Origin of the sequence: Pantoea sp. JK (assembly GCF_026130245.1) — a bacterium.
Lineage (GTDB): Bacteria > Pseudomonadota > Gammaproteobacteria > Enterobacterales > Enterobacteriaceae > Pantoea > Pantoea trifolii.
Genome location: NZ_JAINFN010000019.1, coordinates 1 through 22,766, shown reverse-complemented (window position 1 = coordinate 22,766; position 22,766 = coordinate 1). Strand labels below are relative to the sequence as shown.

Sequence of the window (22,766 nt, the reverse complement as noted above, 5' to 3'; positions counted from 1 at the left end):
GCCGTCCGGCAACGGGGTGTCCGGCGTAAACGACCAGTGGCCGTCATCGCCAACAACGGTGGAACCGATAACGGCGTCGCCGTCCTTGATGATCACGGTGCCGCCCGGCTCACCCTCCCCGCCAATGGTCGGGGTGCTGTCGTCGGTGGTGTCACCGTTGCTGATTGGGCCAACGACCGGGCCAACGTTGTCGTCCGCCACGATACCCGTTGCCGCGTCGGGTGCCTGGGTGTCGATCACCAGCTGGAAGCTGCCGGTCGCCGCCGGGTTGCCCGCGCCGTCCTGCGTTTCCGCGCGGAAGTTGTGCGCGCCGTCCGTAACGTCTGCGGCTGGCGTCCAGCTCCACTGGCCGTTACTGTCGGCAGTCACGGTGCCCTGCACCTTGCCGTCCATAATGATAGTTACTGCTTCGCCCGCCGGCGCGGTACCGCGCAGCTCAGGACGCGCGTCGTTAGTCTTGGAACCGCTCTGCAGCAGGCCGGTAAAGGCTTCAACGTCATCCCATGCGCCGGTGATCGAAGGTGCCGTGGCGTTGCCTCCCGCAATCAGCGCAAAGCCAATACTGTTGGACGCGTCGCCGATGTTGCCGGCCGCATCCTGCGCTTTGGCGCTGATTTCATGATCGCCATTCAGCAGCGGTGGCACCGGCGTAAATGACCAGTTGCCGGCGTTATCCGCCTGAACCCTGCCGATTTCCACGCCCCTGTCGTAGACGATGACCGTGCTGCCCGCTTCTGCGGTACCGCTGATTTTCGGCTGCGCGTCGTCGGTGACGTCGCCATCGCTGATCGGCCCGGTTACCGCGCCCTGGTCGTCGAGGATCTCCCGGATAACCGGTGCTGCCGGGGCTTGCAAATCAATAACGACTAACCATGGATCCGATTCTGGAGAAACATAACCCGTAGGTGTTTCGATAATAATTGAAAAGTTGTGATCGCCTTCTGGCAAGTCGGGGGGGGTAAAACGCCAGCCGCCATTTGCATCGGCCACGGTGCTGCCAATTTTCTGACCGTTGTCGATGATGGTAACGATCGTACCCGGACGCTGATGAGAACCTTCAAGTGTTGGCGTATAGTCGTCAGTGACGCCGCCTTTGGCAATCGAACCGGTTATAGGACCAACATCATCAATGATGTCGTCAAGGCCAGGTGTATTGCCAGTGCCTGGCTTACCCGGTATTTCAGTATCAACGATAACTAACCAAGGTTCGGATGGCTCAGAGCGGTTACCTGCGGGATCGCGGGCAACAATTTCAACGCTATGATCACCATCTTCAAACGGTTGCTCCGGGGTGAAAGACCATGAGCCATCCTGACCGACGACAACCGAACCGATTTCCTTACCATTATCAACAATGATAATGGTGTCGCCGGGGATCTGTCCCGCACCACTGAATGTTGGCGAAGTGTCATTGGTGTAACCACCATTAGCCACCGGGCCCACTTTAGGTTCGACATCATCGAAGACTTGCCCAATTTCTGGGCGTGCGGGCGGATCGGTGTCAATAATAACGATAAACTCCTCACCGGGCGCACTTTCATTTCCGTGATCATCACGCTCTACTGGGGTAATGTGGTGTTCACCGTCGGTTAGTGGGTTTTCTGGAGTCCATGTCCATTTACCGCCTTCATCAACAATTGTTGAACCAACAATTTCGCCTTTGTCGCGAATAATAATGATGTTGCCTGGAGTGCCGCTCCCGTTAAAAGTTGGTGTATTATCGTCTGTTAAGCCACCATTGCTGATGGGGCCCTGGAAATCACCATGATCATCAACAACTCCTGACCATACTGGCACTTTTAATACGGTTCCTATAGCACCGCCATCGCCGCTTCCACTGCTACCTTCATTGTTGCCATCGTGATCTCCAGAATTATCACGATTGTGCGCGATTGCGGTTGCAATACCTGCAGCGGCTAAAATACCTGCAAGCGCACCCAGCGCCAGCAGCGCTGGTGAAAGAGCAAAGGGTGCCACTACCAAACCATCTAGTGCGCCAATCGTACCTGCACCGAGCACTAACGCCGATGATTCGCCGTCCATCAGGAACGCAGCCTCATGATCGCTGTCACCGTCAGACGAGATAAATTCGTGCCATTGGCCATCTTCAGCTTTACCAACCAATTCTCCAGGGTTAGTAAAGAAGTCTTCAATAATCAACTGAGGCTGATTTTCGTCGGTTCCCTCTAAGATCACATGCAGATTTTTACCGACACGCTTAACCGTGATGTTCTCAGGTGCATATCCTTTCTCACCCTCGGCAAGGATGTACTTGGCACCTTTGACAGCTTTTATTTTTACTGCTGAACCGGCCTTTTCAGCACGTAATACATCGGTTTTAACAATGGTATTGTTCTCCACCATCGCTACGTTAACTTTATTGAGACTCATAAAGACCCTTTACACTGTATTTAACCCAATCCCGTCGTAACGGGTGAATGCCTGGGTGAATTGATCCTGGCCCAGATAACATGGGAATTTACAGACGAGTCCTGAGGTTAAATACGAGCGCGGTCTTGGTTGCGTTGTACGATGTCAACCGAGTTGATGTTTGCGGATAAACATTGTAACTAACTCCAGGTAGGGAGCTGGTCATCACTTAGGATGCCGGAAGTTTCATCAGGACGCCGTTGCTAAGCAACATGATGAAATGGCAGACCCTCGAAGTTTTCTGGTAACACCGAGCCGAAACGGCAGAATGTTTGATTTGCACATGCTCGGACGAAAACTGCACAAGCCGAATTCCAGACTGACGCAAAGAATCCTTTTACTTCGCAACGAAATGCGTGATAAATGCCGGTTACAGCGATTGATAACTTTCAACCAAGACCGAGCCTGGCGGATACAGTGCCTATCTTCAGTACAATTTTCGATATTTGCAGGTTCGATTTCCTGCTCTTATTGAAAAGGCATAAAAATGGTATCAAAGATCCAGCGCCTCAACGCTACCAGCACTGAAGCAAAACAGCCTAAAGGCGAGTTATTCTATAGATTTCATAATGTTAAGCTAGACTCATTTGACAGCAATGAAGTCAAGGAGCGCCACGGCGCACAATATCATCATCGGCACCATCTTAGTGGCTGCGCTCAAACGTTACATACAGTGGATTTTGCCAATGATTTTTCACCACCTGTGCTTGAGCAATCCGCGCTAACATCCTCAATTACCAGTGAGCCCCCCCCCAGTTCAGCAGACAGCCCGGGGTCAAAATTATTCAACGAAAATTCAACAAATTCATCATCTTTTACACCGTTCCTGAGAGATACTCCTTCTTTAGTCGACACGTTAACCTTAACACCGGGTAGCGCACTCACATCTTCAGGTGAAGCGAAAACACTTCATACGATCCCAACAATTTTAGAAATTAGTGACACGCCTTTAGTCGTTGGAGGGCGTTTTGAGAGCGTCGAAATCTCTGATATTGATGGGCAGAACGAAAATTCACCAAGCTCAATGGCATTCATAGCTAATTTTGACAATCTATCACTTGATGACTGGATACTGAGAGAGCCACTTAATGCTGAGCAAATACTGGAGGATGGTCGTTTACACTTTAATGAACGGTCACTTCATGAAGGAGAGCCACTTCTTTCACACGAGTTTGAGCTGATTGAAAACCAGCATTACGTATTCCAGATGTCGTTATTGATCAATGAAAGCTCAGAGCCCCCCTGCTTTATAATCAATATCAGTGGTGAAAATCACGAAATGAAAATCAACCGCGAAGGCGACCACTTTGTCATGAAAGCTGAGTTTATTTCCATCAGTTCAGAAAAAGTGAATTTGACGATCATTCCCGTTGATTTAGGCTCGCTAAAATATGACATATGGCTGGATGATTTCATTCTTCAACCCACCGGACCAACTCAATCAAACTCCGAATTATCATTACATATGGCAATCATGGAGCCTGAGTTATTCTTAGATTTTTCTCATATTAATGAAGCTACCGATGAAAATAAAAGCGTAATCGAAACGTCGCTGAAAATTCCCATGGTGCTAAACACAGTAGAGCCAGAATTATTTGTAGCTGAAGAACCGGTACAACACGAAACTTCTTTCTCACAAGATGCTGAAAATCTTGTTAATGCCACTCACTCAAAATTGTGGAATCAGATTTCTTGTGATAACTGTGCTTTAGGAGTGACAGTGGCATTAGAAGCGGCAACCACTACTGCGCTTGAAGAAATAGATATAAAAAACATCATAAATTAAATAAAGAATCGTGATTTAGAAGATTTTTAATCCGTGAACAAATCCACAAATTTATATTTGTCCGATTTTTATTTCCAAATTTCATTTTTTTCATTGAGGCTGCGCGTAAAGAAGCTGGGCGAGTGAAGTCTCACATAGCTTTAAAAAAAACCAAGACCTGGCCCAGAGCCATAAGAAAAATACACTGTAAGAATTATCCCACTTTTATGTTGGTGGTTTCTCCTCTACAAGCCTCTTTCTAACAGGCGGATCAGGAGTAACTTTCTTTTTAAGTGGAGTTTTTTAATGCTTGTTCTCAGCAGTATACGCCGCCTAAAAGCGTCAATTCTTCGCGGTTTGGTTTTTACTCAAATAGCAGTTCAGACAGGTGTGGCACTCACGCCTTTCTGGACGACTACCGTCAATGCATCGGTATTGTCCTCTAAGGATGACGCATCATCTGGAGCTACCGCAGGTCAACTAAAATCCCTGGGTCAGGCTATGCAGTCAGGCAGACTCAATGGGATTGCAGCACAACAAGCTTCAGGGTTAGCTGTACAGAGTGTTGAACAGTTGCTGCGGCAATATGGTACAGCGCGTGTTGAAATCGGCACCGACAGCCGTATTAAGCCACATACAGGTTCGCTGGACCTTTTAGTGCCGCTCTACTCAAATGAATCGAATCTGCTATTTACCCAAAATGGCATACGCAACGTAGATGGTCAGTTCACGGGCAACTTCGGGCTTGGTCATCGTTATTTTACAGATGACTGGATGATAGGCTACAACGCCTTTTACGATCAAAACTTCAGTCGTGGTCATAAGCGCATCGGCTCAGGAGTTGAAGCGTGGCGTGATTATTTGAAGCTTTCAGGTAATGGGTACTATCGCCTCTCTGACTGGCGTAATTCGCAAGACGTGGTTGATTATGATGCCCGGCCTGCCAACGGTTTTGATGTGCGCACTGAAGCCTGGTTGCCCTTTTATCCGGCAATTGGGGCTCGCCTAAGTTATGAAAAGTATTATGGTAATGAAGTGGCCCTGTTTGGCAAAGATAAGCGCCAGAACAATCCTCAAGCTTTGACGGCTGGGATTAACTGGACGCCTGTCCCGCTTGTGTCACTTACCGCAGAACACAAAAAAAGCGGCGGCCAGAGCGAAACACTTTTTGGACTGCAGTTTAACCTGCAACTCGGACAATCGCTCTCATCGCAGCTCGATCCCTCAAGCGTTGACCTGAAGCGTACTCTTGCGGGTAGCCGTATGGACTTAGTTGAGCGTAACAACAATATCGTACTGGAATACCGCAAGCAGGAGATGGTCAGACTCGCGTTACCGCAAGTTATCAGTGGTGCTGCCGGTAGTCTTCAGCCCATTAATTACAAGCTGGAAGCAAAATATGGGCTCAGCAAAATCAAGTGGAATGAAACCGCACTGCAAGCCGCCGGAGGAAAAATTGTTGATGCTGGTATAGGGGTTTATCAGGTAATGATGCCGGCATACATCGCCGGTTCCGAAAATAGCTATACGCTAAGCGGCGTCGCCTATGATAACCGTAATAACAGATCAAAAGCAGCCACTACCACTATTAAGGTAACTGCTCCACAGGTTAGCGCAGCCAAAAGCAGTACTCGCTTTTTAAAAGAAACCATTGTTGCCAATGGTAAGGAAACTGCGCAGATGATCATTACGCTCGCTAGCGAAGATGGAAGTCCGGTTAATGGCATGCTTGCTGACCTTTCGCTCGGCATCCGCGAAGAGGACGAGGCGGAGCCAAAGAGCGTAAAAATGAAGACTGCCAATAAAGCTACCATTGGTAGCTCAGCAAGTTTGGGCAACATCACTGAACAGGGCAACGGTATTTATCAGGTCATTCTGACTTCTGGCACCCGTACAGCAAAAGTGTCTGTCACCCCTGCACTTGGCAAACTTAACCTGCCATCCGCCTCAATCAGGTTAATAAGCGATGCCGCATCCGCCGTAATTAAAGACGGTGATTTGACACTCTTAACCGATAATGTCGTTGCCGATGGCTCAACACAGAGTAAGGTTCGGGCACGTATCACAGATTCTATGGGGAATCCGGTAGAAGGAATCGAGGTCAGCTTTACGCTTAATGGCTCTGCGCAAGTCGCTGCCGGCAGCAGCCTTACCGCAACTAGTGATAAAAGCGGTTACGTCAGCGTTTCGTTTACTGATAATGTCGCTGAGGCTGTGACGGTCACCGCGACCACCATAAACGGCAACAGTGCTAAGATAGTCGCAAACTTTATCGCCAATAATGCCTCTGCCGGCTTGGTCAACGGCAGTTTGACAACCGATCGCACTACAGCCACCGCTAATGGCATCGACAGAATCACTTATAGCGTAGGCGTAAAGGATGCAAACGGGAACGCTGTATCAGGCATTGCAGTCAACTGGGATGCGGATGGAGGTGAATTAAGTACCGCAACCAGTATCACGGATAAGAGTGGCAAGGCGGAAACCCACTTAACCAGTAAAAAGGCAGTTGAAATCCAAGTCAGTGCGGGTCTGAATAATAGCGCACGTGCTAATGCTCCAATGGTTCATTTCACGGCAGATGGCAGCAATCTTGATACAGGTAAATCCACCTTAACCGCTTCGCAACCAACTATCGTCGCGAACAATACAGATACGTCCTCAATTCTTCTGACACTAAGGGACACTAACGATAACCCGGTCAGCGGCCAAGGCGTGCAGTTCATCAGCAGTTTGGCAGGTACTATCCTGGATAGCCTCATCGACCACGGCGATGGCAGTTACACCGCCTTACTTAAAGGCACTAAAGCGGGCATTGCCACTGTCACTGTGAAGGTAAATGGCACTGTACTGAACACTACTTCGGCGCAAATTACATTAAAGGCTGATGCCAGTAATCTGGACGCGGGAAAATCCACGCTGAGCGCCGCACCAAACACTATCGTGGCTAACAACATCGCCGCCTCACTGATCACTTTTGTTCTGAAGGATGTCAATGACAATCCTGTCAGCAATCAAAACGTGTTATTCGTAAGCAGCCTGACAGGGAGCACCATCGGCAGCGTTACTGATAACGGGAACGGCACCTACAGCGCCTCATTGACGGGTACTCAAGCCGGCAATACTTCTATCACAGTTAAGGTCAACGGCTCGGCACTTGGTGTTATAACAACGCAGATCACCTTAAAGGCTGATGTCAACAACCTCGACCCAGCTAAATCCGTACTGACGTCCTCTAGGACCAACATCGTGGCAGACGGTAATGAAACCTCAACGATTACACTTACGCTTAAAGACGTCTACAACAATCCGGTCAGCGGACAAAAGGTACAATTTGTCAGTGCTCTTGCAGGCACTGTCGTCGGTAATGTTACTGATAATGGAGACGGCAACTACACCGCCGTTCTTAACGGCACTAAGGCCGGTGTAACGAGCGTCACTGCCACGGTAAACGGCGCAGCGTTAGGCGTCACCTCAGCACAGATTACCCTTACGGCCGACGCCAGCAACCTTGATGCAGGCAAATCTGCATTAACCGCTTCGCAACTCAGCATCGTAGCCGATAACAGAGATACATCCGAGATTGCCCTGGTTTTGAAGGATATTAATAACAATGCGGTTAGCGGCCAAAATGTCGTGCTGAATAGCAGCCTGACAGGCACGACCGTGGGTAATGTTAAGGACAACGGCGACGGTAGCTACACAGCCGTCCTGGTCGGCACCAAAGCCGGGATTACCGGCATCACTGCAACTGTAAATGGTGCGGTGCTCAACGTGACAACAGCACACGTCACTCTTATGGCAGACGCAGCGCATCTCGACGCAGGCAAGTCAGTGATGAGCGCCACACCAGCTATTATTGTGGCTAACAACACTGAGGCCTCATCAATTGTGCTGATGCTTAAGGACGTAAATGACAATCCCGTCAGCGGTCAAAATGTGCAATTTTTCAGCAGCTTAACGGGAAGCTTCATTAACAATGTTAGCGATAACGGTGATGGCAGCTATGGCGCTACGCTTACCGGCAACAAAATTGGCGTCGCTAATGTCACAGCGACGATAAACGATGCTGCACTGGGTACGATAACAACGCAGATTACCCTCAAAGGTGATGCTGGAAATCTTGACGCGAGTCAGTCTGTACTAACTGCATCGAAGCCGAGTATTGTTGCCAATAATATCGAAACGTCCACGATCACCCTGACGCTGAAGGACATCAACAGCAACCCGGTAAGCGCTCAAAAAGTAGCGTTCATCAGTAGCCTGGCAGAAAGCAAGATAAGTAGCGTCAGAGACAACGGTAATGGCTCGTACAGTGCAGAACTCACCGGAATTAAAGCTGGAAATGCTAATATCACTGTGATGGTCAACGGCACTTCACTAGCCGTTAGCGCAGCGCAGGTTTCCCTTATAGCCGATGCCGGCAATCTGGATGCAACCAAATCCGTATTGACCGTATCACTTTCGACCATCGTCGCTAATGGTGTTGCAGCGTCAAATATTACTCTGATTCTGAGAGATATTAATAACAATCCGGTGAATGGCCAGACGGTATTGATTAACAGTAATCTGACAGGTAGCAATGTTGGCACTGTTTCCGATAACCATGATGGGAGTTACACCACAGCACTAACCGGTACTAAAGCGGGCAGTGCTAACCTAACTGTTCGGGTAAACGGCACAGCTTTTGCCTTAACCACCGTGCAAGTTACTCTTATCGCGGACGTCACGACAGCTAAAATAAACGCTGGTAGCATCGTCGCGGATAAAACTACTCTATCAGCGAATAATGCAGATACGGTCACATTCACAGCGACGGTGATAGACGCCTTTGATAATCCGGTCAGTGGTCAAACCGTTGTTTGGGCCAAAAATCCGACGAGCACAACGTTAGGTGCAAGTGCTCTAACAAATAATGCTGGTCAAACTACTGTGACATTAAAAGGCACTAGAGAGCAGCAAGCGATTATTACCGCAAGCATCAATGGCGGTACCGCGGTGAATGCACCCACGATAGTCTTCAAAATGCCAGAGATAGTGATATCAGGCACGCAGGCGGTGAGTGCTCAAATGATTACCAATGCTCTTGCAAATACAGAAGCTGTATTCGTGAATCTTTATAATGGACACTGGGCTCCATCTATCACGTTTCCTGCTGCCTCAGGCCTGAGCGGTAAGTCTGTGAAGATTATAAATAACGCGACATTTAATGCAGATATAACCGTAAACGGGACAACATTCAAAGCGACAATTGGAGAGACTTATCTCTACACTTCAAATGGTAGCACTTGGGTTAGGCAATGAGTGGTTTGAAATGGAAAGTTTTAAATATTTTATAAGCTGGATATCAATGGAGCACATTGTGCATTAAAACATTAACTCCTAATAATAATTCAGAAAAGCTAATATAAGGGCCTGTAAAAAAGGCCCTTTTCCCATTTTTTAACCGTCACTTCCTGCCCTTAAGCCTTCAACATCCTCTATACATAAAAACTTAAAAATTAGATCACCTTTATTGACTTGTATTTTTACTTTTATCTGATTTTTATCAATGGAGATTAATTTCAAGTCCGGTGGGAAGATAAACTGAGCAGAAAGCATAGGCAGGATAAAAAGCAGACGCATTCGGGATGCAACTGAAAACATCATGAGGCAAGAATTAGATGGAACTTAAAAAATAAAAAGCTGGCGCTATAAAGTAACCAGCTTCACTTTGAGACAGGATTAAGTGTTAACAGATTTAACGAAAAAGATCGTCGCGATATTTAAATAACTCAAGGTCTGAACTGAGCCCCAGTTTTTTCATGCCTGTCTGTTTATGACCACTGATAGTTTTACGGCTTCTTTTTAATTTAGCAGCAATCTCAATAATTTCCATACCATCCAGGAAGCATCGTATAACTTCGGCCTCACGCTGCGTTAACAAATTACTTAGCTCCGATACTGGAGCCTTGCGCCCTTCAATCGGATCATTTCCATCCAATAATCCCTCATCACGTTTACGGGTAGGAACCTGGGCTAATGCTGTTGAAATATCCACCGGCATGAAGCGCTGCCCGTTTGCAACGGTACGTATCGCATTGAAGTAAACCGGTGCTTCCTCGCGCTTGCCAATATAACCCTTTACTCCGGCCATAAAGGCCGCACGAATCACCGCGATACTTTCAATTGAGGAAGCCAGCAAAATTTTCATCTCTGGATAATGGGCTTTTAATTGCTTGATTAGCGATAAGCCATCAAGTTCATCCGGGTTCAAAATATAATCTAACACCAGTACATCTACCGATTCGTCGCGAAGAAATGCATTCAACTCACGGCTATGGCCGAAACTTCCAACCACCTCAATGTCGGGTTCAGAGGCCGCAACAACTTCAAGAGAGCGGCGGGTAATCGGATGATCATCAAGCAGTGCAATGCGGATCTTCTTATGGTCAAAAAGTGACATATGTTGCCTCTGAATGGTGTCGGCACGAAATGAGCGTGCAGTTGATATGATGACAGCAGTTTCGCTCAATTATAAGAAATTTCCTACCAGCTAGGTCTTGGTTAACTAAGGACAATCCCATCCTTGAAGAACAGATCACGCTATGTGCTAGAAAAATTTTATCCAAGACGCCGCCTGGCGCTTTGTTTTTATTGGTCATAAATAATAATGAGCTGAAATATTGTGTTTTGAAGACAACATCTCAGCAAAAACTTATCTAAGATATTTCCACCGCGCAGCGGAAAGCATTGATAATATTAAATGTGTTTTCATTGGTCACCGAGACCTTCTCACTCAGTTCTTACAGGAATATAGCTGCACCATGCGCCTTTCGCTCATTAAGTACGTCATTTTTATCGCTGCACTAGTATCGAGTGGGTGGCTTAGCGCGACAGAACTCCAGTTGCAACCACGAATTCAAGTTAATGCTCCACATGTTAGCTTAAGCGCTGATGTGCAATCATGGGTTGCTGATAACAATGAAATCAATGTTGGCGTGTGGGGACCCTCTCATCCCCCAATCGGCGAAGGGATGGGCTATGGCAAGTTTCAGGGTATATCTGCAGATTATCTGGCAATGCTGGAAAGCAGTCTTCAGGTAAAGTTTCGTCTGCATTACTTTGAAGATAGCAATGATGCGCTCGCAGCACTTAGTCGGCATGAAATTCAAATGCTCGCAATGTGGAATTCAGTCCGGTGGCCGAGTAGCGTAACTCAGGCAACTTCGCCGTGGTTGTTAGACAAATCTGTATTGGTTATGCAGGATAGTGATGACAATACGCCAGCATCGCTGGACAATCTAACGCTCGGCGTGGTGACGAACGATTTTCCCTCCGCACCGCTTCTGGAACAGTATCCTGGCAGTTTATTACGCTATTTTTCTGAATTTGACCAGGCAATGAACGCGGTCGCCTATGGCCAAGTTAATGCCTTATGGATCAATCGAGCCACTGCCGATTATCTAATGCGTTACCAGCAAATTAGCGGGCTTAAATCCATATCCAGCTCAGTGCTACCTAACCTGAACCTTAGTTTCGGCATCGATCGGCAACTTCCGCAGTTACGTGAGGCTATTGATACTACCTTGCAGCAGATGCCACTTGTGTCACGTATGCGTATTGCTACCGGCTGGGGGCTTTCCCGGGAAGCAGTAATCACACGAAATCCATTAGGCCTAAATGCGAAAGAAGAGCAGTGGCTGCACACCCATAAACGAATTCCAGTCATTATAGATGAGCGCAGACCGCCAATTAGTTTTCTGCAAAATGGGGTCCCGGCGGGATTAGTTGTCGATATGCTCAATACCCTTACAGAGCGCTATGGCTTAAACTTCACTCTGTTGATGGCAAATGATCAAACTTCGGTTGAGAGTTTGCAAAACTCTCAACCTGAGGCTCTGCTGGCAAACAAATGGCGACTTGTAGATACGCCCGGAGGTGATACCGATGTGTCGCTAAGTTCGACGCTACTCACTTCACCGATGGTTGTCATGATGCAGAAATCAGTGCACATCCCGCAAGATTTTACTGGTTTGAAGGGAGAACGCATTGCCATTAATCGTGACAACCCCCTTATTTCATGGTTAACAACTTGGTACCCGTCAATTGAGTTGATTTTGACTGATGATTTGTACCAGGCATTAGAGCTGCTTAAAAATAACAACGTTCGCGGAATCATTGCGCCACAATTTGTGGCTCGATATTTAGCAGCAACTGCTGATAATAACGCATATGATATCGCACTTACCGTACCCATACCCTCCCCGCATTTGGTCATGAGCGCCATTGACTCATCCTCAGTTCCTTTGAGTATCGTTAGCAAGGCATTGATGGATTTACCGCCGGAAGATTACATTGATTTGGCACAGCCCTGGCATCAGCACAAGACCTCGATGGTCCCCGGTGTTAGCGACAGAAATTTACTGCAGTCAATGATTTGGGCTGGCTTGACAATGATTATTTTATTTGTAAGCAGCGTATGGATCCGACGCTTGCGAACTGCGCTGAGAAATGGGCAGGTCTCTCAGGAAGCTTTAACCAATCAGCTAAATTTTACCAGAACATTGATTGATAACGCGCCTATCGCGCTATATGCCCGTGATCGCGAAGGCCGCTTGCTGGATTACAATCTGCGCTGGAGCGAAACCGTCGATGAAAATGGAGAGAAACTAAAAGGACGTGCGATCACTGAGATTGAAAGTATGCAATCTGAAATAAAGGCTCAGCTGGCAGCACAGTACAGACAGGTAATTGAACTGGGTGAACCTATACGTTGGTCAGGGCCCTACCTATTTCATGGTCAGGAACGTTTTCTGGAAGGCTGGACCGTACCCTGGCATAACAATCGCGGTGAGGTTGGTGGCTTAATCGGAGGCTGGCTGGATACCACTGAGAATCAGGCTCTAATTACCCGTCTTCATCAAGCATACGCCGACCTTGAGCAAGCTAACGCCAGTAAAGCCACGTTTATGCAAAGCATGGGACATGAAGTTCGCACTCCATTAAATGCCATTATCGGCTTACTGGAGCTGGAATTGCAAAGTCAGCAGGAAAGCGGTCATGTTAGCGAAAACATGCCTTTAATATGGGAGTCAGCTGGCAATTTGCTTTCCTTAATAGGTGACGTGTTCGATATTTTCCGTGCTGACAACCTTTCGCTACGTGGCGTCGTGCGCAGTGTAAACCTGCCACAATTGATTGAGAGCATCGTTGCACTTTATCGCAACCAGCTTGCAGAGAAAGAATTGACGCTGGATATTGAAACAGCTCTGAATACACCGCGTTTTGATGCAGATTCTCTACTCATTATTCGCATATTTTCGAGTCTTCTACGTAATGCAATCAAGCATAGCCGCGGGAATACCATTTCGGTAGCGCTATATCAGGGGCGACCAGAAGGTGAAGACCTACCATATCCATTGGTGATAGAAGTTGCTAACAGTGGCGAAATCAGCGATTTAAGCCGTGTGAATAAGATGGCTGATGCAGTAAGCGTCAGCTGGCAAGAAACAGGAATGACATTGTCCGCCTGTCGGCAAATGGCCATCGCCAATAATGCAGAGCTGGTCATTGAGAGCGACCCTGAAGACGGCACTACGATTAGCTTCCATTTCAATGCGAAGCCCTCTGCAGAAAATGTCCCCGCTGAACGGACCCTCTCTACTCGCGAGTTAAATATCTTGATAGTTGACGACTATCCTCCAGGACGTCGCACCCTACAACAGCAACTTGAAGGATGGGGACACCACATCGATCAAGCGAATGATGGGGAACAGGCCTTTCGACTGTGGCAGGAAAAACTCTCATCCTACGATCTAATTATTACCGACTGTACTATGCCAATTATCGACGGTTTTGATCTCGCCAAAATGATTCGTGAGGAAGAAAACAAGTATAAACTCCCCCCGCTACCGATATTCGGCCTGACGGCGATGACCGGTTTTGAAACGGCCGCGCGCTGTCTTGCCGCAGGGATGAACGAATGTCTGGTCAAACCAATTTCACCTGCAGCACTACAAATGGTGATGCAACGTTATTTTCCAGATTTGAATCCCGTGAGCAAAAGTTCTGTAGTGATGGCGGATAAAAGCGAGGCGCATAAATTGGAAATAGTTGAGCTTAATAAACAGGATGAAGCACAGTTACGCCAATCATTCGCAGAGGGTAATGTCGTGGCTTGTGGTCGACTGGCGCATCGTTTACGGGGTACAGCAACCATGCTGCAAGCGGCTAACTTATATAAATCTTGTGAGGCATTAGAACTGGCTTGTGAACAATCCATCACTAATGAAGAGCTCTTGAAGTTAACATCACAGGTTTATATTGATTTAAATCAGGTTAATGCTGATATCCTAAAAAAGCTTGAAAAAAACGCTGATTAGCTGAATTAAAATATCCAAGCTAGGAACGGTCCTGTATTTATTTTATTAAAGATATGATGGACTAATAGTGGTTAAAAACAAGGAGAATGCAATGCCGAAAAGAATCGTTATTTATGATGATAACCCAATGATAATCAGTGGGTTAAAGCATTTATTAACACAGCAAGGCTTCAGTGCGGTTGGATGTACTGCTAATCCTGATGAGCTTTTTCGTTACGTTATTTTATTGAAGCCAGACTTTGTCATCATCGATCCTTCTTCATTGAAAGAAGAGTATATTTCCCGACTCTGCGAGTTAAAGAGACTCTTAAATGAACTGAACATCATTATCTATGCGGGTTCTGAAAGTGTTTATCATATTTTACGCGGATATCAGCTTGACTGGATGGCGTACTTGAGTAAAAGCCAGCCATTGGAGGCGCTTTATAGCATTTTGCGCAAGCCGAATCTCAATAGGCCGCTGTTGATGGATTTACAAATGGTCCCCCCGCACGACAGTGTTTCAGCACATGCATTGTCATCTTTGCGCAGTCTGACCGGCAGAGAAATGCAGGTTCTGCGTGAAATTGGGGCAGGTAAAACCAATAAAGTAATCGCTAAAGAACTTTGCCTCAGCAACAAAACTATCAGCACTCATAAACGCAATATTATGGAAAAGTTTCATACGAATGACGTACGTGATGTCATTGATATTGCGCGTCGTCATGGATTTTAGTTAACAGAGCGGCGGCATTCGCTAAAGTATATGGCCAGGAAAATGCCGGCTTCACTCCTGCAAATCAATGCTCCTGCTGTTGCTCATGCGCGCTGGCCAACCTTTTTTCAATATGATCTTTCAAGTTCTTCCAGCTTAATTTACAAGAGGACAAAACAAGGGATTCAGCACAACAGGCGGCCTCAACTGTCCGGCATGCTCCGGCTAACTCTGTTTCTTGTATTATGATTACGCTGCCGATCATTCGATGTGAAATATCGCCTTCCTTCCGCCAGTCGTAATTTGCTACCGCTTCCTTAATCGCTTGAAAATAATCCTGCAAAGAAAGTTTGAGCCTTTGACACAACTCACGTCTTATGATGACGCCCTGAGAAATCATTCTGCTTAATTAAGTGTTGAACTAAAATTACCCTCAACACGGTTTAACGCCTCAGCAAGATTATTAATAGAACAGGGTTTAAACAAGCATCCATTCATTCCAGCAATAAGACAGCGTTCAACAATTTCGTGCATTGCATTAGCTGTGAATCCAAGAATGTAAACTCGAGGCTGTCCAGTTTGAACTTCAAGTTCGCGAATGCGCTTCGTAAACTCATAGCCGTTCATTTCTGGCATATTGCAGTCTGTAACAATCACATCAAACGTATTCTGCTGCCATAATTCGATTCCTTCTGCCCCGCCGGCAGCAACATGTGCATGATGTCCCAACCAGGCAAGTTGCTTTGCGAGAAGCATGCGATTAGCCGCATTATCATCAACCACCAATACTTTAAGTGGCAGCCCCTTTCCTGTGTATTTTTCAATAGCACTCTCAGGCTCCTCCTCCATTTGTGCAATCGGCAAATTGAACTCAGCACGGACACAAGTGCCCTTACCCATTTCGCTTTTTAGCGTAAGACTACCGCTCATCGATTCGCACAAGTTCCGACTGATATAAAGACCTAGCCCTGTCCCCGCACGATGGTTATCTGCTTGAGCGAATGGCTGGAATAATGCATCCTGTTGCGCTTCATCGATGCCGACACCAGTATCAATCACTTCAACAACGTATCTGATCTGATCGGATTTGAGATCTGTGTCCTGATGCAATTTTAACGTGACTCCACCGAAGTCAGTGAATTTAATCGCATTCCCTAACAGATTGGATAGGACTTGTTTGATACGAAGTGGATCGCCAACGACGTCTGGAGTATTTTCAGATGGAAGAATTTTTTTTAGATAAATATTTTTATCAATTGCAAGCCCATTAAAAATTACCAATAACTGATGAATCAATTCACTCAGATTAATTTTTACCGGTCTGAATTCAACATGGGCGCCTTCAATACGTGAAAGATCAAGAATATCGCCAATGAGTCCTACTAATCCTTCAGCCGATTGCTGAGCCACCTCAAGCGCCTGTAAATCATGTTCTCCCATTCTTCCGCGTTTAATTGCCATATCCAGCATGCCAATGATGGCGTTCATCGGTGTACGAATTTCATGACTCATGGTAGATAGAAAAGTAGATTTCGCACGGTTCGATGCTTCTGCACGCTCCGAAGCTTCGGAAAGCTGTTTCAGTAAAAAGTTCCTTTCCGAAACATCCCATGATCCAGCAACTATACCAACGATTCGTCCTGTGGAATTAGTCCAGGGCAGCATCCAAATATTGGCAGTTAGAACTCGCTCTGGGTTACCCTCCGCGTCAAAAAGAGTGATTTCCAAGTCTTCGATATGGGCCTTACCGGTGATAGCTATCTCATCAGCTATTCTCTGGAAATAAGCGGCTTGCTCATAACTTATATTTCGAGGCTGGTCAGTGATTTTTTTATCCTTTACCTCTTCGAATCGAGCATTAACAAGTTTCAAATAATCTTTATTACAATATGTTAATCTACCCTCCAAATCACGCAACGTGAGCGGGAAAGGCATTGCATTCAACAGGTGTTGTAATGTCTTTATCTGATTAGACGCGTTAAGCACCTTACGCCTGAGCCAGAAAGTGCGGACCATTGCCAGCGAAAATACAAGTAAAAGAACAGCAGCAGATAATATTATAAATGTCCTATTTTCACCCCAGAAATTGTTAACAATGACCATATTGTTTGGTCGCCAGCGCTGTGCTAGCAATTCCATCTCACCTGGAGACAAGGCTCTTAAAACTTTATTTAATATATTGCATAGCTCCGGACTATTTTTGCTTACTGCAAAAGCAATGTGCGCAGTAATATCACCTAAAGTGTTAACGACTTTAATTTTATTGCGAAATCGATTGTTGACCTGATAATTTGCTGTTAGTAATAGCACCACTGCAGCATCTACATCGCCGCGCGCTACAGCTTTAAACATGTCCTCATCAGTATCGAATAAGACTTGGCGAATTTCCGGATATCGCGTAGCAATCTCACTTGATAGTGCAGCCTGTCCGACAAGTGCGAGTTTTTTCCCACGCAGATCAGACAGTCTTTTGACAATGTTATTGTCTTCAGCTGTAACCAGAGCAAATGCCGTACGCACAAAAGGGTCACTGAACAACATTTCCTGGCTACGCCCAGGACTAGGGGCAAGCGCAGCAACCATATCCGCCTCATGCGAACTAAGCAGGCGGGTTAAATCCTGCAATGATTCAACGGAGCGAAAACGAAATTTTACGCCTGTTTTTAATGCCATTAATGCAAGTACATCAGCAGCTATGCCACGAATCATGCCAGAATCATCTATAAATGCGGCTGGAGCAGTGTTGTCTTTGCCATAAAGCAGCACGTTAATTTCGGGATGAACGCTAATCCAGCGTTGTTCGGAGGGGGTCAAATCAAGAGGCTGATTAATACCATTAGCTATGTCAGACTGCCAAATCTGCATAATTTCTGTTTTTTTCTCGGGGGAAATACCTGCCAAAGCTTGATTTAACAAAGCCTCCAATGGTGAGCTTGATTGACGCAAAGCAAAACTAACTTGTCTCTTTGGTAAGGAAGCAAACCTCACTATGCGCAGATTGTTAAGATAGTTTCGATCTACGGGATATCTACTTCCAAGAAAAACACGTGCTGAACCATAAGCCACAGCACTTAAAGCTTCCTGGTAATTATCATAAACCTGTATTTGCGCCTGAGGGTATTGCTGCGTTACGGTAGAGAGCGCAACGTAACCTTTGACCATTGCCACTTTTACCCCAGATAAATCTGCAGATAAAGCCTCTCGATCTGATGTTTTTACAGCCAGAATCGGATTTTCTTCATAGTAAGGTAGTGACAAAACAAATTTTTGGGAGAATTGTGAAACGGTTACGTTTGGAATGACATCAATCTCACCATTTGTCAGTGCGCGCCAGCGCTGCTCGCTACTACCATACTGAACCAGTCTGACATTTAATCCTAACAGCTCAGCCACCAACCCGATGTAGTCAGCGTTCAATCCTTCATATCCATTTGTGAGCGTACGTAAGCTAAATGGAGGTGTATCATAGGAAAGAATACCCATAGTCAATGTCTGCTTATGCTGCAGCCACAGCCGCTGTTCAGCAGTGACGGGTAGTTGCTTAACATCCGTCAGAGTTGCGTGAGTCAACAACTCCCACTTTTCAGCATGGGCCAGCCGAAAGGGCAGAGGTAAAATTACTAGTAATATTAGAAGAGTAGTGCCTATACGTCTATTCAATCAGTTGGTTCCTGCGAGCGAAGTCAATAAGATCAATAATCGATCTTGCGTTTAGCTTAGCTTTCAACCGTTGTTTGTAAGTGCTTATGGTTTTTTCATGGAGGGACAAATTTATACCGATCTCTTTGTTACTTAATCCACTTACTAAACCTGTGAGCACACTGATTTCACGTGTTGATAGCTGTGACATCAATCGACTCGTGTCGATTACCGATGATTCATCATAGTGCCATTTGCACTCATCATCTGAAAATCTAAAGTAATTATAGCCACGCTCAACTACTTTGAGGGCTTCTAACAGTACTGAAAGGTCTTCAGTTTTAGCCAAAAAGCCGTTAGCACCCATCTTTTGACAGCGTAAGATGAGGTTTTTAGAAACGTGAGAGGTGAAAACCAGGATCTTTGGCGAATCAGAGATTCTGCGTAGTTTATCTATCACCTCGAGGCCACTTAGTCCGGGTAAGCCGATATCCATCAAGATAAGGTCTGGGCGGATTTCCTGCACCATACGCATGACATCAAATCCATTATCAGTTTCACCTATAACCTTGTGACCTGTTTTCTCTAGTAATACCCTCACTCCAAAACGAATAAATGGATGGTTGTCTACAATTAAAACTTTCAACATACTTTTCTCATTTGTCATAGACCTATATATAGATATAGAATACCTACAATTGCTCATAGAGAAAGTATAAAAATAGATGCTTTAGGAAAACCAAGACCACGCTTGGATATTGACTGATATAAAAAAATCGAAGGCCTTATTTTTTAAAGATGAGCTCATGTCGGAAATAACGAATCAAGTCGATGCCACATATATTATAGAGGTTTTAGAACCTAAGGGATGGGATCATGAAGATCGCCTCGCGCACGAGAAAATATTCTTGTAAGCAGTTTAATTTATTTGCATGAAGGACACTCAGGCCTACTTCGCATTCTGAATTGGAATAAGTAAAGTGTTTTCATCAGTGGTAATGTCATGGTTCTGCTTAAAAATTGTCAAATGGAAACGAATCATGTGTTTATATATTGAAATAAAAAGCCATCACGCAGTTAGTGTGCGATGAGGCTTACCCCCGCGATCACTTCTGCCTGATAGTGAAAATCATCTAAATCATCAAAACGAATCGGCCAGTCTTTACAGACGCCTTACTGGACGTATTGATGGAAATCGTTGGGAACAAAACACCATATCGCATTGCAGGCATGTAAGTTCATTACGGGAGCGTGCTAATCCAAAATTTCATTTATTAGTTCTCTGATGTTTAGTCGCTTTATTTCATCATCAACTTCCACATTGTCCTTGGTCTCAAGACAAAGGACAAGTCATAAGTAATTGAAATAAAAAGTCAAGATACATTGCTAAACTATAGGTTATCTCACACTCGAATTTCCCGGTCTGAAATTCGGCCAGAACGGGATAGAACGTCAGTACATATTTTTAATTGTGAATAGTGGGTCTTAATGAAACCAAGTTGTAAGCTAGGCCCCATTAGCGAAGAATAAATATTTTATAGCTTGAAAACTGCTTCCAGCTTATCGTTCTGTAACTGCCACTCTGACAGGCTTTTCTTCCGGAATGTTTCCAGATTAAGAAGCTTCCATTTCACAGAAGGGAATTCCTCAAAGTTGTATATCGTCCAGTCGGGCTCAAGACGATTAAAGCTCAGCAGAAAAGCTTTATCTTCTGATGTCAGGCTCGCACGTATTATCCTGATTAGCTCATCTCTTGTTTGCTCATAATCTGCATAGCTGAATGGAATATCACTCATGCCAATGAACTGGTTTTCAAATGCGCTCCGCTGATCTTGTAAATTTGGATCCAGCATTTCATACATAGGTCGCGTACTGCTGGCCAATCCATAAATCAGGCCGCGCTTTATGTCATCCGTAAAGCCATCGTTATCCAGCAACAACTTTACGTCAAATAAATCCCGTGGATGTTGGCGGTCCAGCGCTGCACATAGCTTACCCCCAAAAAGCTGGGATTTAGCTACCACCGGAATAGCGCAAAAAGCGTCAAATGCTTCCTGTGCCATTTCGCACAGTGGCATTTTCACCGAATCAGCGATCAGGCCTCTGCCCACCATGTTGACCTCAAGCTTTATCAGCACCTCATTTTCGGTGACCTGCAGTTTGCACACATCTGCACGGTGCTGTACCTGTATGCTGCCCCTGAGCGCATAAATATTTTGCTGAATGCGCTGCAAGGCTTGGTTGATGCCCACCAGACTTTCGGCACGGTCGGCTATTGGTACATAGGTGAGGTCAATGTCTACGGAAAGTCTGGGCATATCGCGATAGAAAAGATTGATGGCAGTGCCGCCATGCATGGCAAAGCATGCTTCTTTAGCCACTTCAGGTAGCACATCCAACAGAAGCTGAACTTGTTTCCTGTATGTATCCTTCATTGTGCTGACTCCAGTTCCCTTGGAAGGGTGATCTGATATTTTGAATTAAAACGTCCACCCGGAACGATGACTCGTTTTCCGCTGCCCAGATCTATTTTTTCGGTTTTCAAGAAGCTGACCCAGTCATGGCCGGCTTTTTCCGCCATATACATAAACAGCCGTTTTACCTTAACTGATGTGCAGTTTTCGAGCAGTTTCTGCACAGAGGCCGGCCGCAGGTTATTAAGGCCTTCCATGAGCTCATAGGCTTCCACCAGCGGTTGGTGATCGGGAGCCAGGTAGAAGCACTCCATGATGGCTCTTGCCGGGCTTGAGACTTTTATTCTGAACAGCTTGTGCTCGATTTCAATCAGCCCGAGGTCTGGTGGCAGGAAGCCGGTAGACTTGCAATCAATACTCACCCCCCAGTCATAATTGCTATACCAGTTGGGTAATTTCTCTCCTGGCGGTCCAAACAGCATTGCACGTTTATCGTTCAGGCCCAGATAATGCGCCCTACCCTGCAGCGCCAGCGCCGTTTTGGCCCCGGGATGTATTGTCATCCCTAGCTGCGTCTGAAGTGCATAAATTGCCCCCAGATAGTCCACCTGATCGCCTTCGCGAATCACTGCTCCCGTCCCTATTGACCTGAACCAGTGGCTTTTGCGGTACTGCTTCTGCAACTCCAGGCTGTATCCCTGCTCTGTTAGCCATGCAGAGGTGAGTACCACTCCAACCGGAGTGGTACTCAATAGATGGTTTATTTTCGAAGATTTTACGGTATTCATAATACCTTTATATCATTAAATTCAAACCTCACCAAGCCAATGGTTCAAAAATATCAATTAAAAGGAGGTAATAGTACCTCTATGGCTAATTTTTTAAACCTATGAGATAAAGATGCTTAGAGGGATGCATTGAGAGGACAATTAATCAACTACTGTGGTCGAAAGCTGCCATTTGATGTTCATATGCTCTTCTGTGTGTAGAAGTCTATTATTCCAAATTTACCGATTCTGTCTAAGTTGCTCCTAAACAACCACATTAGTTTACCAGTTAACCATATCAAATTGACGTACTGGTAAACTGAGCATGTAATGTTCGTCAAATGGAGGTGCAACATGATCAATGCAACTATCGATAAAGATCAGGTTCCTACTGCTGGCCTTAATGAATATCAGCTCAATCTTCTAAAACGAATTAACAACATTGCGTTAGGCCTCATGCCTGAGTTTGTAGATAAACCAGAGGCAATGAACGCAGTCAGCCTGGATGACAAGACGCTTTTTCAGTGTTTATACACAACTATGCTGGAGCAGAACACACGTGTTCCGGACTGGAGTGACCCCATTCCCGTAGACATTCGCTGTCCTCACGACGAGGCCTTTTCGAAGGCCTCTGGACTGACGCCTCCCAAGTGGCTGTGGCGTCGGGTCCGGTTGTAGAACACTTCGATATAA

The 22,766-nt window shown here is 45.9% G+C and carries 12 protein-coding genes; 4 read left to right on the top strand and 8 right to left on the bottom strand.

The features are described 5' to 3' along the window. The coding region (locus PanJK_RS23880; protein WP_265303496.1) for an Ig-like domain-containing protein at positions 1-2,391 on the bottom strand (2,391 nt) is incomplete at its 3' end. 526 nt (positions 2,392-2,917) lie between these two features. Between PanJK_RS23880 and PanJK_RS23875 the strand changes: the two genes are divergently transcribed. Further along, positions 2,918-4,216 (top strand): hypothetical protein, encoded by a 1,299-nt coding sequence (locus tag PanJK_RS23875; RefSeq protein ID WP_265303495.1) that lies wholly within the window; start codon positions 2,918-2,920, stop codon positions 4,214-4,216. 285 nt (positions 4,217-4,501) lie between these two features. Next, on the top strand, positions 4,502-9,499 hold the full coding sequence (locus tag PanJK_RS23870) for an invasin domain 3-containing protein (protein WP_265303494.1): 4,998 nt from the start codon (positions 4,502-4,504) through the stop codon (positions 9,497-9,499). 436 nt (positions 9,500-9,935) lie between these two features. On the opposite strand, the gene PanJK_RS23865 is transcribed toward PanJK_RS23870, so the two are convergent. Next, positions 9,936-10,709, bottom strand: a complete 774-nt coding sequence (locus PanJK_RS23865) for a response regulator transcription factor (RefSeq protein WP_265303493.1) — start codon at positions 10,707-10,709, stop codon at positions 9,936-9,938. Positions 10,710-11,001: 292 nt separating this feature from the next. Here PanJK_RS23865 and PanJK_RS23860 point away from each other — a divergent pair, with 292 nt between their 5' ends. Then, positions 11,002-14,559, top strand: coding sequence for a response regulator (locus PanJK_RS23860; protein ID WP_265303492.1), 3,558 nt, complete (start codon positions 11,002-11,004; stop codon positions 14,557-14,559). Positions 14,560-14,650: 91 nt separating this feature from the next. After that, complete coding sequence (locus PanJK_RS23855) at positions 14,651-15,274, top strand: LuxR C-terminal-related transcriptional regulator (RefSeq protein ID WP_265303491.1); 624 nt, start codon at positions 14,651-14,653, stop codon at positions 15,272-15,274. A 64-nt stretch (positions 15,275-15,338) separates the two neighbouring features. Here PanJK_RS23855 and PanJK_RS23850 read toward each other — a convergent pair whose 3' ends face one another. From PanJK_RS23850 to PanJK_RS24045, 6 genes are all read right to left on the bottom strand, one after another. Then, positions 15,339-15,653 (bottom strand): hypothetical protein, encoded by a 315-nt coding sequence (locus PanJK_RS23850; protein ID WP_265303489.1) that lies wholly within the window; start codon positions 15,651-15,653, stop codon positions 15,339-15,341. Positions 15,654-15,658: 5 nt separating this feature from the next. Then, positions 15,659-18,913, bottom strand: a complete 3,255-nt coding sequence (locus PanJK_RS23845; protein ID WP_265303488.1) for a transporter substrate-binding domain-containing protein — start codon at positions 18,911-18,913, stop codon at positions 15,659-15,661. Continuing rightward, on the bottom strand, positions 18,906-19,541 hold the full coding sequence (locus PanJK_RS23840; RefSeq protein ID WP_265303487.1) for a response regulator transcription factor: 636 nt from the start codon (positions 19,539-19,541) through the stop codon (positions 18,906-18,908). Before PanJK_RS23840 ends, PanJK_RS23845 begins: the two co-directional genes overlap by 8 nt. 886 nt (positions 19,542-20,427) lie before the next feature. Then, positions 20,428-21,327: a nucleotidyl transferase AbiEii/AbiGii toxin family protein gene (locus PanJK_RS23835; protein WP_265303486.1), complete on the bottom strand. Its 900-nt coding sequence runs from the start codon at positions 21,325-21,327 to the stop codon at positions 20,428-20,430. Then, on the bottom strand, positions 21,324-22,094 hold the full coding sequence (locus PanJK_RS23830) for a type IV toxin-antitoxin system AbiEi family antitoxin (protein WP_265303485.1): 771 nt from the start codon (positions 22,092-22,094) through the stop codon (positions 21,324-21,326). The genes PanJK_RS23835 and PanJK_RS23830 overlap by 4 nt, the downstream gene beginning before the upstream one ends. 584 nt (positions 22,095-22,678) lie before the next feature. Further along, on the bottom strand, positions 22,679-22,766 hold an 88-nt coding region (locus PanJK_RS24045; protein WP_414858957.1), incomplete at its 5' end, for an IS3 family transposase.

What these genes read in the sequence shown, in the direction of transcription:
- PanJK_RS23875 (WP_265303495.1), top strand. Translation starts at nt 2,918, where the DNA reads ATGGTATCAAAGATCCAGCGCCTCAACGCTACCAGCACTGAAGCAAAA.
- PanJK_RS23870 (WP_265303494.1), top strand. Translation starts at nt 4,502, where the DNA reads ATGCTTGTTCTCAGCAGTATACGCCGCCTAAAAGCGTCAATTCTTCGC.
- PanJK_RS23860 (WP_265303492.1), top strand. Translation starts at nt 11,002, where the DNA reads ATGCGCCTTTCGCTCATTAAGTACGTCATTTTTATCGCTGCACTAGTA.
- PanJK_RS23855 (WP_265303491.1), top strand. Translation starts at nt 14,651, where the DNA reads ATGCCGAAAAGAATCGTTATTTATGATGATAACCCAATGATAATCAGT.
- PanJK_RS23850 (WP_265303489.1), bottom strand. Translation starts at nt 15,653, where the DNA reads ATGATTTCTCAGGGCGTCATCATAAGACGTGAGTTGTGTCAAAGGCTC.
- PanJK_RS23840 (WP_265303487.1), bottom strand. Translation starts at nt 19,541, where the DNA reads ATGTTGAAAGTTTTAATTGTAGACAACCATCCATTTATTCGTTTTGGA.
- PanJK_RS23835 (WP_265303486.1), bottom strand. Translation starts at nt 21,327, where the DNA reads ATGAAGGATACATACAGGAAACAAGTTCAGCTTCTGTTGGATGTGCTA.
- PanJK_RS23830 (WP_265303485.1), bottom strand. Translation starts at nt 22,094, where the DNA reads ATGAATACCGTAAAATCTTCGAAAATAAACCATCTATTGAGTACCACT.